We start from the raw sequence: 14,844 nt of genomic DNA, 5'->3' as shown, positions 1-14,844 counted from the left end.
CCGGTTCCGGCGTACAGGAGGCCGTGGTCACCCTGACCTGCACCTAATGGCTGGAATCACAAGAATTCAGGGCAAATGTGATCCTAATGTCATAAAGATCAGCCATTGTAGAGGAGTGCGAACGTGGCTCAGTGATCAGGTTAAGCGACGGCTGGGCACGTTTGGCCTGCTCGTACCCTCTATCGCGCAGTGTTCCGTGGGTGCCGCGCTGGCCTGGATCGTCGCCGTTCACCTGCTTGGCCACGACCACCCGCTCTTCGCGCCCATCTCCGTGATGATCTGCGTGGGCGTGGGGCTCGGGCAGCGGCTGCGCAGGGTGGTCGAGCTGGTGCTCGGCGTCAGCCTGGGCGTGGGCATCGGCGACCTCCTGGTGTCCTGGATCGGCTCGGGCCCCTGGCAGATGGCGCTCGTGATCGCGTTGGCGATGACCGTCTCGGGGCTGCTGAACAGCGGCGAGCTGTTCGTGTCGCAGGTGGGGTCGTCCGCGGTGCTGGTCACCATGCTGGTGCCGGGCGCGGACTCCGGCGGGCTGGACCGGATGGCCGACGCGCTCACCGGCGGCATCATCGGCATCGTCGCGGTCGCGCTGCTGCCCGCCAGCCCGGTCACCATCGCGGGCAAGCATCTGTCCGGCGTGCTGGACGCCCTCTCCACTCTGCTGGAGCAGGCCGCGGAGGCGATCGAGAAGGGCGATATGGACCTGGCCGCCGAGGCCCTGGAGTGCGGACGCAGGACCCAGACGGCGGTCGAGGAGTTCGCGGCGGCGCTGGAGAACAGCAGGGAGATCATCAAGATCTCACCGCTGCGCTGGCATCACCGGGCCAGACTGGCCAGGTACGAGACCGCCGCCGTACCGGTGGACCTGGCGCTGCGCAACGCGCGGGTGCTGGCCCGCCGCACGCTCGCGGCGCTGGGGGAGGCCAGCCCGCCGCCGGCCGCGCTGGCCGAGTCGCTGCGCGAGGTCTCGGAGGCGGCGCTGCTGCTCCAGCTCGAACTGGGGGCCGGGCGCGAGCCGATGCTGGCCCGGCAGGCGTTGCTCGCCGTCGCCGCGCGGGAGCGGCCCAAGAACCTGGGCTTCTCCGCGAACGTCGCTCTCGCGCAGCTGCGCTCCATCGCCGTCGATCTGCTCGAGGCGACCGGGATGGATCACGACGCGGCCTCGGCCGCCCTGAGGCCGCTGGACGAGCCGAGCGGCGAGAGCGTGCGCGGCTGAGCCGAGCAGCTGTCGCCACGTCTCGGGTTGGGGTGCCTCTGTGCGCGTGAGGCGTACGGCTGACGGGACGGGCATGGGGTAAGTAGTTGCATGGGTCTTCCGGGGAGGAGGGAAGGCGAATGCAGAGCAAGGCCGAACAGATGCTGGGCGGCCTGCTGCGCGCCAGCCATTTGACGACGATAGAAGACCTGCCTGACCTGCTCGCCGAGCACGCGGCGCTCGTCGGCTTCTCCCAGACCATGATCTATGTGCCTGACCTGCAGCAGGAGTTCCTGTTGCCGCTGCCGGGCCAACTGGACGTACGCGGCAGGCCGCTCGACCCCCTTCGCATCGACGCCACGGTGGCAGGGCGCGCTTTTCGCGATCTCGACGTCGTCGCGGCCCCGCAGGTTCCCGACCTGATCGCCGGCGGGCAGGTGATCGCGGCCGTCGCCCCGGAACAGCGGCGGCTGTGGGTGCCCATGTTGGACGGCGCCGAGCGGATCGGCGTGCTCGGGGTCACCGTGCCCACGGACAACGAGACGAACCGGTGGCGGGCCAAGCGGCTGGGCACCCTGATGGCGCTGTTCGTGGTGACGAAACGCGACCGCAGCGACGCGTACGCGTGCCTGGTGCGCGCCCGTCCGATGGCTCTGTCGGCCGAGGTGCTGTGGAACCTGATGCCCGCCTCGACCTTCGCGAACGACCGGGTGGTGATCAGTGCCTCCCTGGAGCCGGCCTATGACGTGGGTGGCGACACCTTCGACTACGCCATGAGAGGAGACCTCGCGTACCTGTCCATCTTCGATGCCATGGGTCATGACACCGCGGCCGGATTGACCGCGAGTATCGCCGTGGGCTCGTACCGCAACGGCCGCCGGCGTGGTCTCGGCCTGCTCGAGACCAGCGAGTTGATCGACGAAGCCATCGACGACCAGTTCGGCGGCGACCGCTTCGCCACCGGCGTCCTCGCCTTGCTGGACACCAGGACCGGCTGGCTCGCCTGGATCAACCGGGGGCACCCCCCACCCCTGGTCCTGAGGAAGGGGCGGCAGGTCGCCACTTTGGGCGAGGCCCCGCCGTTGCCGCCGATGGGCCTGCAGCTGGGCGTGTCCGGCGGGATCAACCGCTACCACCTTGAGCCCGGCGACCGGCTGTTGTTCTACACCGACGGCATCATCGAGGCCCGTAGCCCCGAAGGGGAACCGTTCGGTATCGACCGCTTCACCAACTTCGTCCTTCGCTGGGAGGCTGACGGCGTGTCGGCCCCGGAGACCGGGCGACGGCTCATTCGTAGCGTTCTGGACCACCAGCACGGCGTGCTTCAGGATGACGCGACAGTGATGCTCGTCGAGTGGCGCACCGAGCGGCACCAGAAGTTCGCGCTGTGACCGTACGAGAAGCCCGGACGGCGGCGCGTTCAGCCGTGACTTCTGGCCAGGGCGTCGCGGAGCAACGTCCTGGCAGGCGTGCACGATCCGCGTGGGCGGGAGCAGTCGGGCGTTCGGGGCGACATGACGTTCGGAGCGACAGTGGGACCGTCGGATCCTGGCTAGGATCAGATCATCTTTGCCTGCTCTGATGGGGGATGGTGACCGAGCACACGCGGCCGGAAGGCCGCCCGCGCAGTTCACTGGCGGCGGCTGCGGTGACGCTGTCCCAGCTGGGGCGGCTGCGCGACCTGCCGGTGATCCTCATGCTGGCATGGATCGGCTGGCTGGCCATCCCGTGGCCGTTCGGCGGCCCCGGCCAGGCTCGTGGTACGGCCGACCAGCGCCTCAGCGCGGGAGATCAGCGCCTCGACGCGGGAACATCCCCAGATCGTACGAGCGGTGCCGACGCCGATGCTGATCCGGTCGCCGATCCTGGTGCGCCGGCCGGTGACGGCCCGGGCGCCGCTGTCGCGACGGGCTGGTCGCTGCCCGCGCCGCCCGCTCAGCTGCGGATCCTGGTCAAGCCGGAACGGCGTCCCGCGGTTTCGGCCGCGCCGAAGGCGAACCTGTCGAATGCACGGGAACCGGACCCGCAGGAGCCGAGCGCGGCGCGACTGATCGCCAGGGAGCGGGCACGCATCGCGGCGGAGGTGCACGATGTCGCCGGGCACGGTCTCGCCACCATCGCCATGCAGGCCGGGGTGGCCCTGCTCATGCTGGACGAGCGGCCGGACCAGGTCCGCGAGTCCCTTGAGGCGATCCGTGCCACCAGCACGAGGGCCCTCGACCAGCTGCGTTCCGCGCTCGACCTCATCGATCCCGTCGCGCCGGATCACGACCTGCCCCGACTGATCGACGAGATGCGGACGGCGGGGCTGCCCGTGGAGCTGCGACCGGTGGAGCCGGAGGTTCCCGCCCACCTTCAGGACACCGTCTACCGGGTCGTACGCGAGTCGTTGACCAACGTCGTGCGGCACGCCGGACCGACCACGGCCCTGGTCAGCGCCGCCACGGAACCGGGCGAGTTCGTCCTGGAGATCGCCGACGGCGGGCGCGGTCCGCTCGGAACGGCCGAGGGCCGAGGGCTGGCCGGGATGCGGGTACGCGTGACCGACGCCGGCGGCGTGTTCGGCGCGGGCCCCGGTGACGGCGGCGGCTTCCGTGTCGTGGCCCGTTTCCCCTTGCCTGCGGAGACCGTGTCCGCGGAGACCCTGCCTGCGGAGACCGTGTGACCACGGGAACGCCGCATGGCGCGGCCGCACCGTCCGTCGACGGCAGCCGTGTGGGCCCGTCGGCGGATCGGGTCAAGGTGGCGCTGGCCGATGATCAGGCGGTCGTGCGCATGGGGTTGCGGGCGCTCATCGACCGCGAGCCCGACCTGGAGTTCGCCGGTGAGGCGGCGGACGGTGCGGCGGCGCTCCGGCTGCTGCGCGAGACCCGTCCCGACGTCCTGCTGCTCGACATCCGCATGACCGGCATGGACGGCATCGCCACGCTGCGCGCGATCGCCGCCGACCCCGACCTCAACGGCACCCGGGTGGTCGTGGTCACCACCTTCGAGATCGACGAGTACGTGTTCGCCGCGTTGCAGGCCGGGGCCAGCGGGTTCCTGCTGAAGGACAGCGCCCCGGAGGAGCTCGCCCACGCGATCAGGGTCGTCGCCTCGGGCGAGGCGCTGCTCTCCCCGTCCGTCACCAAGAAGGTCATCGGCCGGTTCGGCCGCCACGACGCCGCTCCGGTCGAGGGCTTGGACATGCTCACGCCGAGGGAACGCGAGATGGTCGCGTGGGTCGCCACCGGCCGATCGAACGCGGAGATCGCCAAAGAGCTGGTCATCAGCCCCGACACGGTGCGCACCCACGTCAGCCGGGCCATGGTGAAGCTCCGTGCCCGAGACCGCGCCCAGCTGGTCGTCTTCGCGGTCAGGTCCGGGCTGACGGTTCCTTGAGAAAGCCCGCGTACGCGCGCTGCTCCACCTGTGCCTCGATCTGCTTCACCGTGTCCAGCCCCACTCCGACCATGATGAGGATGGTCGTCCCGCCGAACGGGAAGCTCTGCTGAGTCGCCGGATCGCGTAGCAGCACGAACGCGATGATCGGGATCAGTGCCAGTGCGCCGAGATAGAGCGCGCCCGGCGCGGTCAGCCGCGAGAGCGTGTACCGCAGATACTCGGCCGTGGGCCGGCCGGGCCGTACGCCGGGGACGAAGCCGCCGTATCGCTTCATGCTGTCGGCCACCTCCATCGGGTCGAAGGTGATCGACACGTAGAAGTAGGTGAATCCCACGATCAGCAGAAGATACGTCGTCACGTAGATCGGGTGGTCGCCCGAGACGAGATAGCGCGCGATCCACTCGGACACCGGCCCGGTGCCGCCGGTCACCTGGGTCGCCAGCTGCGGGAGGAAGAGCATCGACGAGGTGAAGATGACGGGCACGATCCCGGCCTGGTTGACCTTCAGCGGGAGGTAGGTCGAGGTGCCGCCGTACATCCTGCGCCCGACCATCCGCTTGGCGTACTGGACCGGGATCCGCCGCTGTGCCTGCTCCATGAACACCACCGCCGCCACCAGGAAGACACCCGCGACCAGCATCACGGACAGCGCGAAGGGGTTGAGCCGGAAAATGTTCGAAACGTAGGAGGGGAACGCGGCCACCACCTGGGTGAAAATCAGGATGGACATGCCGTTCCCGATGCCCCTGTCGGTGATCAGCTCGCCCAGCCACATGATCACGGCGGTCCCCGCCACCATGGTGGCCACGATCACCACAACCATCAACGGGCCCTGGTCGTGCAGCAGACGACGGTTGCAGGTCGGGAAGATGCCGCCCGAGCGGGCCAGGGACACGACCGTGGCCGCCTGGAGGAGCGCCAGCGCCATCGTCAGGTAACGGGTGTACTGGGTGACCTTCGCCTGGCCTTGTCGTCCCTCCTTCTTGAGCGCCTCCAGGCGCGGGATCATCACGGCGAGCAGCTGCATGACGATGCCCGCGGTGATGTACGGCACGATCCCGAGGGCGAACACCGACAGTTTCAACATCGCCCCGCCGCTGAAAAGTTGCAGCATGTCGACGATCCCGCCCCGGCTGCGGCCGAGGCACTCCTGCACCGCGAGGACGTTCACGCCGGGCGCCGGGAGGATCTGCCCGAACCGGAACAACACGATCAGCGCGAGGGTAAAAAAGATCTTCTTCCGGACGTCGGGAACCCGGAAGGCACGGATGAGCACGGTCAGCATGCGCCGAGTGTGGCCGCGGGGACGGCGGCGGGGCATCCGCTCACCGGCGGCTTCGTCCTACGCGGATCCGCGTACGTGTCGAGCCTCCGGGTAGGCGCCATTGGTGGGTACCGCCGACCTCCGTTCGCTGTCCGCCGACGTCCAGGCGCTTCCGCTGCTCACCTTCGGCCACGGTACGGCCTCCCGGGCCCAGATCGCCGACCTCCTCCACGGCGTCGACGCGGAGGCCGTCGTGGACGTGCGTACCGCGCCGGGGAGCCGCCGCGTCCCCGACGTGGGCAGGCAGGAGCTCTCCGCCTGGCTGCCGGAGGAGGGCATCGGCTACCGGTGGGAGAGCCGGCTCGGCGGGTTCCGCCGGCCGGCTCCGGACTCGCCCGACACGTTCTGGCGGAACGACTCCTTCCGGGGGTACGCCGGCTACAGCCGCGGACCGGAGTTCCACGCCGCACTGAAGGACCTCCTGGACCAGGCGGCGGCCGGCCGTACCGCGATCATGTGCAGCGAGGCCGTCTGGTGGCGCTGCCACCGGCGGATCATCGCCGACTACGCCGTGCTGGTCCACCACGTCCCCGTCCTGCACCTGGCCCATGACGGGCGGCTCGCCGAGCACCGGCCGACCGAGGGCGCGCGCCTTCTCGACGACGGGCTGCTCGTCTACGACGCCGCCTGACCCACGGCCGCCGTACGGCCCGCGGTGGCGCGCAGCGTGTCTGCGGGCAGGTCGCACGGCCATCCTCCGAACGGGGGATGCCGGACGACGTGATGGGCGATGCCGCGCGACTCGCCCCGGCGCGAACCTTGAGGCATGGAAGCCATCGAGGTGACAGACCTGCACAAAACGTACGGAAACACACGTGCCGTGGACGGGGTGACGTTCACGGTCCGGGCCGGTGAGACGTTCGGCCTCGTCGGCCACAACGGCGCCGGCAAGACGACGACCGTCGAGTGCCTGATCGGGCTCAAGCGACCCGACACGGGCACGGTGCGGGTGCTCGGTGAGGACCCGGCACGCAGGCGGCAGGCCCTGGCCCAGCGGATCGGGGCGCAACTGCAGGAGAGCTCGCTGCCCGAGCGGATCAAGGTTGCCGAGGCGCTGCGCATGTTCGGCACCTTCTACCGCAAGGGGGCCGACTGGCGGCAGGTGATGGAGCGCTGGAGCCTGGGGCCGCTGGCGAGGAAAGCGTTCGGCGACCTGTCCGGCGGACAGAAGCAGCGGCTGATGCTCGCGCTCGCGCTGGTCGGCGACCCCGAGGTGGTCGTGCTCGACGAGCTGACCACGGGTCTGGACCCGATCGCCCGCCGCGAGACCTGGCGACTGGTCGGTGACCTGAAGGCGGTGGGCACCACCGTCGTACTGGTCAGCCACTACTTCGACGAGACCGAGGCGCTCTGCGACAGGGTCGCCGTTTTCGCCCGTGGCCGCGTGGTGGCCATGGGCACGCCGGACGACATCATCGCCCGAACCGGGACCGCCTCGCTGGAAGAGGCCTACTTCGCCCTGGAGGGTGCGGACCGATGAAAGCGTTCACCGCTCTGGCGGCCACCGAGCTCAGGCTGCTGTTCCGCGACCCCGCCTCGCTGTTCTTCATGATGGCCTTCCCGCTCATGCTGCTGGTGCTCAAGCGCGGCGACAGCGGCGCGGTCCCCGGGTACCTCGCGATGATCGTCGCCATCGGGGGGATGGGCGCGTTGCCGGGCATCGTGGCGTCCTATCGCGAGCGCAAGGTGCTCAAGCGGCTGGCCGCCACGCCGATCTCTCCCGTCCTGCTGCTCGGCGCCCAACTGGTGGCGCAGGTCGCCGCGGGCCTGGCGGGATCGGTGCTGCTGGTGGTCGCGGCGATCGCGGTTTTCGGCGCGGAGGCACCCGGCAACGTCCTCCTGCTGGCCGCCGCCTTCCTGCTCTGCTCGGTGATGGTCTGCTCACTCGGCTTCGTGATCGCGGCCGTCGTACGCAACACCAGAGGCGCGAGCCTGATCGGCATGCTGGTCATGTTCCCGATGATCTTCTTGGCGGGCGCGGCCGTGCCCAGGACGGCCCTGCCCGACTCACTGCGCCGGATCGGCGACTTCCTGCCTCTGACCCCGGGTGTGGAAGCCCTCGGCGACGCCTGGTCCGGCTCCGCCGCGGTCTTCCCCCTGCTGATCCTGACCGGGATAATCGTGGCGGCCACGGCGGTCGCCGCCGCGCTCTTCCGATGGGAGTGAGAGCGTGAACATCTGGGAGGCGCGCTGGTTGCGCGCCTTCCATCTGCTTTATTACGCCTGCCTGGCGCTCGGACTGATCCTTTCGTTCGAGGAGAACACGGCCCCCGACCCGCTGGCGGTGGGGATCCTCGCGTTGATGGCCGGCTGGCACGGCTTCTTCGTCGTCCGGCGGCCGCATCTGCTTGGGCGGCTCAACCCGATGGCGGTCCACCTTGTGGTGATCTGCGCGCTCTATGTCGCGCTGGTGGTGCGGGATCGGTCCTTCGATGTGGTGATCTTCGGGCTGATGCCCCAGCCGTACCTGATGCTGGCCAGGCCCTGGTCCTACGTGGGGGCGGTGGCGACAGTTCTCAGCACGTTCGCCGCCCGAGGCCATCTGGGTGAGCCCAACGCCTTCTGGCAGCTCGTCGGGAGTTCCGGTCTGGTGGTGGCGATCGGGGCGTTCGTGGACTACGTGTCCAGGCAGAGCGCGCAGAACAGAATGCTCGGGGTCCTGGAGGAGCGGGCGAGGCTGGCCAGGGAGATCCACGACACCCTCGCGCAGGGGTTGAGCGGGATCATCACCCAGCTGGAGGCGGCCGAGCAGGCGATGCCCGATCCGCACGCCGTACGGAAGAGGGTCGCGCTGGCCAAGGAGCTGGCGCGCGAGAACCTGCAGGAGGCGCGGCGCTCGGTCGACGCGCTGCGGCCGGGCCCTCTCGCCGACGCGGGGCTCGACGCGGCACTCGCGGATGTGGCCGGACGGTGGTCGCGGACATCGGGGGTGACGGCGACCGTGTCCGTGGAAGGCACCCCCCGGCCGCTGTCCGGCGAGGTGGGAACAACCCTGTTGCGGGCGGCGCAGGAAGGGTTGTCGAACGCGGCCAAGCACGCTCGGGCGGGCAGGGTGGCGATCACGCTGACCTACATGGACGACGAGGTGACGCTGGACGTGTTCGACGACGGATCGGGCTTCGACCCCGCGGCGCGGAGCGCGGGTTACGGGCTGGCGGCCATGCGTGAGCGGGCCGGCAGCGTGGGGGGCACGCTGACGGTGGAGTCCTCCCCGGGAGAAGGGACGGCCTTATGCCTGCGCATCCCCTCAGACTGATGATCGTCGATGATCACCCGGTGGTCCGTGACGGGCTGCGCGGCATGTTCGACCACGTGGCGGACATCGAGGTGGTGGCGGAGGCGTCCGACGGGTTCGAGGCGTTGGTCATGGCCAGGCGGGCGCGGCCGCACGTGGTGCTGATGGATCTCCGCATGCCCGGTCTGGACGGTGTCGGCGCGATCCAGCGGCTCCGGGTGGACCACCCGGAGATCAAAGTGATCGTGTTGACCACGTACGACACGGACGCGGACGTGACGCGGGCCATGGCCGCCGGGGTGGCGGGCTACCTGCTGAAGGACGCGCCACGGGAGGAACTGCACAGGGCGGTCCGTACGGCCGCCGCCGGCGGAGCGGTCCTGGCCCCGTCGATCGCGTCCGCCCTCATCGGCAGGCCCTCGACCCCGGAGCCGAGCCGACGCGAGCTGGAGGTGCTGCGCCTGGTGGCGCGGGGCTCGGCGAACAAGGAGATCGCCAGAGCCCTGCTGATCAGCGAGACGACGGTGAAGACGCATCTGAAGCACGTCTTCGCCAAGCTCGGTGTCGACAGCAGGGCCGCGGCGGTCGTCGTGGCCATGGAGCGAGGACTCATTTAGACGCTCGCGGCGGTTGAACACCGTGAGCCGGACGGTGGGGAGTCAGCCGGTGCTCGGCAGAGCCCGGGCGGCTCGCCTCCCGACCAGCAACAACAAGCCGACGGTGGCGAGCATGCCGACGGCGATGACCGGCACCAGGGCCGGGAAGCCGAACTCGCCGGCCAGCAGGCCGAACAGCGGCGGGCCGAGCAGTGACCCGAGGCTGCCCGCCTGGGCGATCACGCCGTTGCCGACGTCCGCGTGGTCGAGTCGTTCCAGCATCAGGGGGAGGGCGGCGAACGCGAGAGCGCCCACATATCCGTTCACCAGGGAGATGGCCCCCGCGCCGGTCAGCGCGGCGGCCGGCGGGGCGTCGCCGCCGAACAGGAGCCAGCCGGCCGGTACGGCGAGCAGGCCGAACAGCGCCAAGACGCCGACCGGCGCGCCCCGGCGCAGCAGCACTCCCACGGCCAGCCCGCCGAGCGCGCTGAGCAGCGAGATCACCGAGGTCATGGCGCCCGCGGCGGCGGCCGAGCGTCCCTGCTGGTCGATGAGGAGCGTGGGCAGCAGCACGATCACCGGAATGGTCACCAGCGCGGTGAGGCAAAAGGACGCGGCGAGCACCGACGGCCAGGTCAGCGCCCGCGCCCGGGGGACCGGCCCGGCCGCGGCCTGCCGCCCGGCCCCGCGCGGCAGCCGCGTCCAGACGAGCGGCGCCATCACGAACGTCAGGCCGGCGAGCACCGCGATCCAGCCGCGCCAGCCCAGAACCGAGCCGAGCGCGCCCCCGCCGAGCGTGCTCGCTCCGAGGCCCACCGGGACGAAGGTGGCCCAGATCGACAGGGCCGTGCCGCGGTCCCGCTCCCCGGCGAGACGGAGGATCAGCACCGGGCAGGAGATGGTGACCAGGAGGTATCCGATGCCTTCGGCGCCCCGGACGGCCAGCATCCAGGCGAAGTCGCCGGCCGCCGTGCTCACCGCGCTCGCCGCCGCGATCAGGACCAACCCGGCGACCAGTGATCGATCGGCGCCGAAGCGGCGGACCAGGTATCCGGCAGGCAGGCCCGCGACGGCTCCCACGCCGGTGACAGCCGAGATCACCCAGCCCAGTTGCGACAGCGACAGCCCGAGCTGCTCCGCCACCACCGGCCCGACCGAGGCGAACTTGCCGAAGCTCATCGCCGCGACGACCCCGCCGAGGTAGACGATGACGATGGTCACCCACTGCGAGCGCTGCCGGATGCGCTCGCCCGGCTCCGTTGGGTCTGACGCCGGCCGAGGATCCACAGGCTCTCCTTCGCACATGACGTCGCGACGGCTCGGGCGGGGTGGCCGGACCCGGGTTTCCCGGCCGCGGGGAACGGCCGATGCCCAGGGCGCCGGATGTCTGCCCAGCGTCCACTAAATCAGGCTTCGGCGTATTTTTCTGGAGCTTTCCAAGGTTCGAATATCGCGGCGCCTTCGGCGATGGTCAACCCGGTTTGCCGACGGATGTCGGCAGCTGCGCCCGGATGGCCGCGAGCCGATCTCCGGCAGCCGATCGTCTTCGTTCCGGCAGTCCACTCGCCGGCTTGCGGCTCACCTCGTGGAGTTTCCGCGACCAGGGCGTTCCGTGCGCCAGGGACACTGCTCGGACCATGACTCGCGTTCCTGGCCTGAGCTGAGCGGCGATCATTCGTTGGGCGGCCATCGCCGGTATGGCCCGTCGCCCTACCCGAGGAGGCCCCGCCCAACGCCGGCCGCGCTACGTCTGCAGCTGACTGATCATCATCCGCCTAAAGGCTGGATCGCCTGGCCTGCCAACCCTTTAGATGAAGTCGGTGATCGGCTGGAACTGGTGAGGTGTGGCAAGGGGGCCGGTGAAGTAGACGGAGTCGATGTCTCCGGTCATGGCGGCAAATAGGAACTGGCTGCAGGAAAGGGAGTGACTCTCCCATTCGGGGCCGCGTCCTTCGTTCAGCATGACGGTCCAGTCGTCCGGGGCCTGGCCAGGATGGACGAGCCAGTAGAGGAAGTGGCCGCTCCCTTCGCAGAAGGCCCAGGGCAGGACGCGTGCCCCGTCGTCGTCGAGTTCTGTGGGCTTGGGCTCGAGCTTCCAGAGGTAGGCCAGTACCTCGTCGCACTCCTTGATCACGAACGCCAAGTCCAGGTCGCGGTCGTGGTGGCACCCAGGTTCGAGGAGCCAGAAAGTCTCATCGAAGACTCCAGCGCCGTACATGTCAGCGAGTTGCTTGTAGTCATTGGGCAGCGGTGTGCCGAGCTCGTTCTCTACAGCCTCCCAGTTCCGAGACTGTGGCGTGGCTCGCCGGGAGATGAGCTCGGTGATCTGGGAGACAGCGGAAGGCATGAGAACACTCCTGCAATGAGGCAGATCGGCAGGTAAACACCGCCGGGAAAAACCAGATCGCACCATGATACGAGGGGTAACGACGAGGCCACGGCACCCGACCGCCCTGGCGACAAATCGGACCACCGTCGTGCTACCACGCCGATCAGCAAACTGTCTTCTCAAAAACGTTCTAAGGGCTGATTGGCAAATTCCGCGATCGCATGCCGCAGATCGGATGGAGCCCGCCCGAAAGCGCCTCCCACTCCTGCTGTTCGCAGAGATGAGCACCGAATCAGACGTTGGGACCGGTGCAGCCCGCGCCGGTCCTGCGGCTTCCGGTTCGGCTCCAGCCGAACCGGGGATCGCAGGCACCACCCGGCGCCCGTTCGCCAATTCGAGGTCAGGGTCACTCGCCGGCCGGGATGGCTGGAGGTGCAGCCATGTCCCGGCGTCCCTGCCTCGACTGCGGCACGCCGACCTGCGCCTGCACGAACTGCGCCGAGCACGAGGGCCGGGTGTGCGGATGGTCCGGCACACCCGACAACCCCAGCGCCGCCGGGCACATCATCCCGAGGTCGAAGGGCGGCACGAACGACCCCGCGACCTACCGGCCCGAGTGCCGCCGCTGCAACAGTGCGAAGGGCGCCCGATGGCGAGGAGGAGGGGTAAAGATCTTGAGGATATTCCAGGAACAACGTGCGCGCGGTAATCGATTTCACCGCCGGAACAGGAAAACCGGCGGGAGTGCGACCTGTGTCAGGAGCGGGACTTTCGGCGTGACCGTATCACCCGCTGCCGAGCAGTCGCGATCGCGAATATAGCTGCTGAACGTGGCGATAAAAGGGTGCGGCGGGCGTGAATGATCCCCATAAGTGCCCTCCAATATGGTGCGTTCGCAGGTCAGCGAGCCTTCCGCGGCTCCGATAAATCCCGTGAAAGGTAGTGGACAGTTCTAAATCGTGGCGCTATTGAATTGATGAGGGCGCCCACCCCCGCGCTCTCGATGCGATTTTTACGCAGCCCATATCCGGGCTTCCCCCACCCCCCACAAAGGAGTCACGAGAGTGAATCCCAAAGTCAGGCCGGGCGTCGTCGCCGTACTGGCGGCGGCCATGGCCGCCACCTCGCTCGCGACCAGCCCCGGGGCCTCGGCCGCGCGGACATCGTCGGCCACGAACGGATGGAGCCCGGTCGGACCCACGTCGACCTCTTCCGCCCTCGACCCCACGCCGGCCTTCAACCCGCCGAGCTCCGACGAGCGCAAGCGGGCGATCAGCAGCGCGGGCGGCGCGCTCCTCACCGACGCGGCGGCGCTGCACACCTCCTCCGACGACACGTTCCAGCTCGAACGCTCGGTCGCCGGCAGCCAGGGCCTCCAGTACCTGACCTACCGGAGGACACACCGGGGCCTGCCGGTGTACGGCGGCGACGTCGTGGTGGCGACCGACAAGTCGGGCCAGATCGTCCAGGCGGTCACGACCGGCCAGCGCTCCACCCTCAAGATCGACCCCACGACCTCGGTCACCGCGAGCGAGGCCGCGACCAAGGCCAGGGCCAAGCTGTCCGTCGTCGAAAGCGTCGGCGAGCCCACCCTCCTCGTGCACGCGGTCGGCGAGCGGCCCCGCCTCGCCTGGGAGGTCGTGGTCACCGGCGCCACCGGCAAGGGCCCGAGCGTGCAGCACGTCTACGTGGACGCAGGGGACGGCTCGGTCTTCGACGCCTGGGACGAGGTGAAGGGCGGCACCGGCAACAGCAACTACAACGGCCCGGTGACGTTCAACACGTCCGGGTCCGGCTCGTCGTACTCGATGACCGACCCGACGCGGCCCGGGCTCCGGTGCGGCGGCCAGAGCGGCACCGCGTACACCAAGGCTTCCGACGCCTGGGGCAACGGGTCGGGCACCGACCTGGAGACCGCCTGCGTCGACGCGATGTTCGCGGCGCAGAAGGAATGGGACATGTTGCGCGACTGGCTCGGGCGCAACGGTTTCAACGGCTCCGGCGGCGCCTTCCCGGCCCGGGTCGGGCTCAGCGACGTCAACGCGTACTGGAACGGCAGCTACACGAATTTCGGCCGCAACTCGTCGAACACCAGGCAGGCGACCGCGATCGACGTGGTCGCCCACGAGTACGGCCACGCCATCTTCAAGTACTCCGGCAGCTCCCAGCAGAGCAGCGACCCCGAGGAGGCCGGGTTGACCGAGTCGACCGGCGACATCTTCGGCGCGCTGACCGAGCACTACGCGAACGAGCTCGCGCCGTACGACACGCCGGACTATCTGGTCGGCGAGGAAGTCAACATCGTCGGCAGCGGGCCGATCCGCAACATGTACGACCCGAGCGCCCTCGGCGACCCCAACTGCTACGGACCCTGGATCAGGATGATTCCGAATCCGTCCATGGCGGCCGCCCCGCAGAACCACTGGTTCTACCTCCTCGCCGAGGGCAGCAACCCGGGCGGCGGCAAGCCGGCCAGCCCGACCTGTAACAGCTCTACGGTGACGGGCATCGGCATCCAGAAGGCCGGCAAGATCTTCCAGGCCGGCCTGAACATGAAGACGATCCCGTGGACATACGCCAAGGCGCGGGTGGCCACGCTGAAAGCCGCCAAGCCGCTCTTCCCGGGAAGCTGCGTCGAGTTCAACGCGACCAAGGCCGCCTGGACGGCGGTCAGCGTGCCCGCGCAAGCCGGTGAACCGATCTGCACGGTCGCCCCGCGGTAACGACGTCACGGTTCACGTGAGCGGTGGCCGGCGACAAGGAGCCGACCATCGCTCATTCGTG

At 69.5% G+C, this 14,844-nt stretch carries 15 protein-coding genes; 11 read left to right on the top strand and 4 right to left on the bottom strand.

The genetic code is table 11. The features are described 5' to 3' along the window. Nucleotides 1–196 precede the first annotated feature (196 nt). The 4 genes from ACQP1V_RS24635 to ACQP1V_RS24620 all read left to right on the top strand — a co-directional run bounded on the left by ACQP1V_RS24635 (nucleotide 197) and on the right by ACQP1V_RS24620 (nucleotide 4,573). Complete coding sequence (locus ACQP1V_RS24635) at nucleotides 197–1,213, top strand: FUSC family protein (protein ID WP_387417037.1); 1,017 nt, start codon at nucleotides 197–199, stop codon at nucleotides 1,211–1,213. A gap of 119 nt (nucleotides 1,214–1,332) precedes the next feature. Further along, nucleotides 1,333–2,583, top strand: a complete 1,251-nt coding sequence (locus tag ACQP1V_RS24630; protein WP_433412118.1) for a PP2C family protein-serine/threonine phosphatase — start codon at nucleotides 1,333–1,335, stop codon at nucleotides 2,581–2,583. A 200-nt stretch (nucleotides 2,584–2,783) separates the two neighbouring features. After that, entirely contained in the window at nucleotides 2,784–3,857 is a 1,074-nt protein-coding gene (locus ACQP1V_RS24625) for a sensor histidine kinase (RefSeq protein WP_433412116.1), read from the top strand. 50 nt (nucleotides 3,858–3,907) lie between these two features. Continuing rightward, a complete protein-coding gene (locus ACQP1V_RS24620) occupies nucleotides 3,908–4,573 on the top strand; it encodes a response regulator (protein ID WP_281196266.1) in 666 nt (221 codons plus the stop codon). On the opposite strand, the gene secY is transcribed toward ACQP1V_RS24620, so the two are convergent. Further along, complete coding sequence (secY, locus tag ACQP1V_RS24615) at nucleotides 4,548–5,861, bottom strand: preprotein translocase subunit SecY (RefSeq protein ID WP_433412114.1); 1,314 nt, start codon at nucleotides 5,859–5,861, stop codon at nucleotides 4,548–4,550. The two genes, ACQP1V_RS24620 and secY, sit on opposite strands and share 26 nt — an antisense overlap. A gap of 103 nt (nucleotides 5,862–5,964) precedes the next feature. Between secY and ACQP1V_RS24610 the strand changes: the two genes are divergently transcribed. Continuing rightward, the gene (locus tag ACQP1V_RS24610) at nucleotides 5,965–6,531 is read left to right on the top strand and encodes a DUF488 domain-containing protein (RefSeq protein ID WP_433412112.1); all 567 of its coding nucleotides are present in this window, start codon (nucleotides 5,965–5,967) and stop codon (nucleotides 6,529–6,531) included. Here ACQP1V_RS24610 and ACQP1V_RS24605 read toward each other — a convergent pair. Further along, on the bottom strand, nucleotides 6,516–6,668 hold the full coding sequence (locus ACQP1V_RS24605) for a hypothetical protein (RefSeq protein WP_387417033.1): 153 nt from the start codon (nucleotides 6,666–6,668) through the stop codon (nucleotides 6,516–6,518). The genes ACQP1V_RS24610 and ACQP1V_RS24605 overlap by 16 nt on opposite strands. Here ACQP1V_RS24605 and ACQP1V_RS24600 point away from each other — a divergent pair. From ACQP1V_RS24600 to ACQP1V_RS24585, 4 genes are read left to right on the top strand one after another with little or no spacing between them, the layout of a single operon-like run. Beyond that, nucleotides 6,667–7,380 (top strand): ABC transporter ATP-binding protein, encoded by a 714-nt coding sequence (locus tag ACQP1V_RS24600; protein ID WP_387417032.1) that lies wholly within the window; start codon nucleotides 6,667–6,669, stop codon nucleotides 7,378–7,380. The two genes, ACQP1V_RS24605 and ACQP1V_RS24600, sit on opposite strands and share 2 nt — an antisense overlap. Then, nucleotides 7,377–8,066 carry an ABC transporter permease gene (locus tag ACQP1V_RS24595; RefSeq protein WP_433412109.1) on the top strand — a complete coding sequence of 230 codons (690 nt, stop codon included), beginning with the start codon at nucleotides 7,377–7,379 and terminating at the stop codon, nucleotides 8,064–8,066. Before ACQP1V_RS24600 ends, ACQP1V_RS24595 begins: the two co-directional genes overlap by 4 nt. 4 nt (nucleotides 8,067–8,070) lie before the next feature. Next, on the top strand, nucleotides 8,071–9,156 hold the full coding sequence (locus ACQP1V_RS24590) for a sensor histidine kinase (RefSeq protein ID WP_433412107.1): 1,086 nt from the start codon (nucleotides 8,071–8,073) through the stop codon (nucleotides 9,154–9,156). Next, nucleotides 9,156–9,752, top strand: coding sequence for a response regulator (locus tag ACQP1V_RS24585; RefSeq protein ID WP_387417029.1), 597 nt, complete (start codon nucleotides 9,156–9,158; stop codon nucleotides 9,750–9,752). Before ACQP1V_RS24590 ends, ACQP1V_RS24585 begins: the two co-directional genes overlap by 1 nt. Before the next feature lie 42 nt (nucleotides 9,753–9,794). Here ACQP1V_RS24585 and ACQP1V_RS24580 read toward each other — a convergent pair whose 3' ends face one another. Beyond that, nucleotides 9,795–11,018 (bottom strand): MFS transporter, encoded by a 1,224-nt coding sequence (locus tag ACQP1V_RS24580; RefSeq protein WP_433412105.1) that lies wholly within the window; start codon nucleotides 11,016–11,018, stop codon nucleotides 9,795–9,797. A 520-nt stretch (nucleotides 11,019–11,538) separates the two neighbouring features. Further along, the gene (locus ACQP1V_RS24575) at nucleotides 11,539–12,078 is read right to left on the bottom strand and encodes a hypothetical protein (protein ID WP_433412103.1); all 540 of its coding nucleotides are present in this window, start codon (nucleotides 12,076–12,078) and stop codon (nucleotides 11,539–11,541) included. A gap of 404 nt (nucleotides 12,079–12,482) precedes the next feature. Here ACQP1V_RS24575 and ACQP1V_RS24570 point away from each other — a divergent pair, with 404 nt between their 5' ends. Then, nucleotides 12,483–12,881 carry an HNH endonuclease gene (locus ACQP1V_RS24570; RefSeq protein ID WP_433412101.1) on the top strand — a complete coding sequence of 133 codons (399 nt, stop codon included), beginning with the start codon at nucleotides 12,483–12,485 and terminating at the stop codon, nucleotides 12,879–12,881. Between the two features lie 243 nt (nucleotides 12,882–13,124). Next, nucleotides 13,125–14,783 carry a M4 family metallopeptidase gene (locus ACQP1V_RS24565; RefSeq protein ID WP_433412099.1) on the top strand — a complete coding sequence of 553 codons (1,659 nt, stop codon included), beginning with the start codon at nucleotides 13,125–13,127 and terminating at the stop codon, nucleotides 14,781–14,783. Nucleotides 14,784–14,844: the final 61 nt, after the last annotated feature.

Origin of the sequence: Microtetraspora malaysiensis, from assembly GCF_050947145.1 — a bacterium.
Taxonomy (GTDB): domain Bacteria; phylum Actinomycetota; class Actinomycetes; order Streptosporangiales; family Streptosporangiaceae; genus Microtetraspora_A; species Microtetraspora_A malaysiensis.
The sequence above is the reverse complement of the archived record's forward strand: the minus strand, read 5'-3'. Positions and strand labels throughout refer to the sequence as shown.

Coding starts and splice junctions, on each gene's coding strand:
- ACQP1V_RS24630 (WP_433412118.1), top strand. CDS start 1,333: ATGCAGAGCAAGGCCGAACAGATGCTGGGCGGCCTGCTGCGCGCCAGC.
- secY (WP_433412114.1), bottom strand. CDS start 5,861: ATGCTGACCGTGCTCATCCGTGCCTTCCGGGTTCCCGACGTCCGGAAG.
- ACQP1V_RS24600 (WP_387417032.1), top strand. CDS start 6,667: ATGGAAGCCATCGAGGTGACAGACCTGCACAAAACGTACGGAAACACA.
- ACQP1V_RS24605 (WP_387417033.1), bottom strand. CDS start 6,668: ATGCCTCAAGGTTCGCGCCGGGGCGAGTCGCGCGGCATCGCCCATCAC.
- ACQP1V_RS24595 (WP_433412109.1), top strand. CDS start 7,377: ATGAAAGCGTTCACCGCTCTGGCGGCCACCGAGCTCAGGCTGCTGTTC.
- ACQP1V_RS24585 (WP_387417029.1), top strand. CDS start 9,156: ATGATCGTCGATGATCACCCGGTGGTCCGTGACGGGCTGCGCGGCATG.
- ACQP1V_RS24575 (WP_433412103.1), bottom strand. CDS start 12,078: ATGCCTTCCGCTGTCTCCCAGATCACCGAGCTCATCTCCCGGCGAGCC.
- ACQP1V_RS24570 (WP_433412101.1), top strand. CDS start 12,483: ATGGCTGGAGGTGCAGCCATGTCCCGGCGTCCCTGCCTCGACTGCGGC.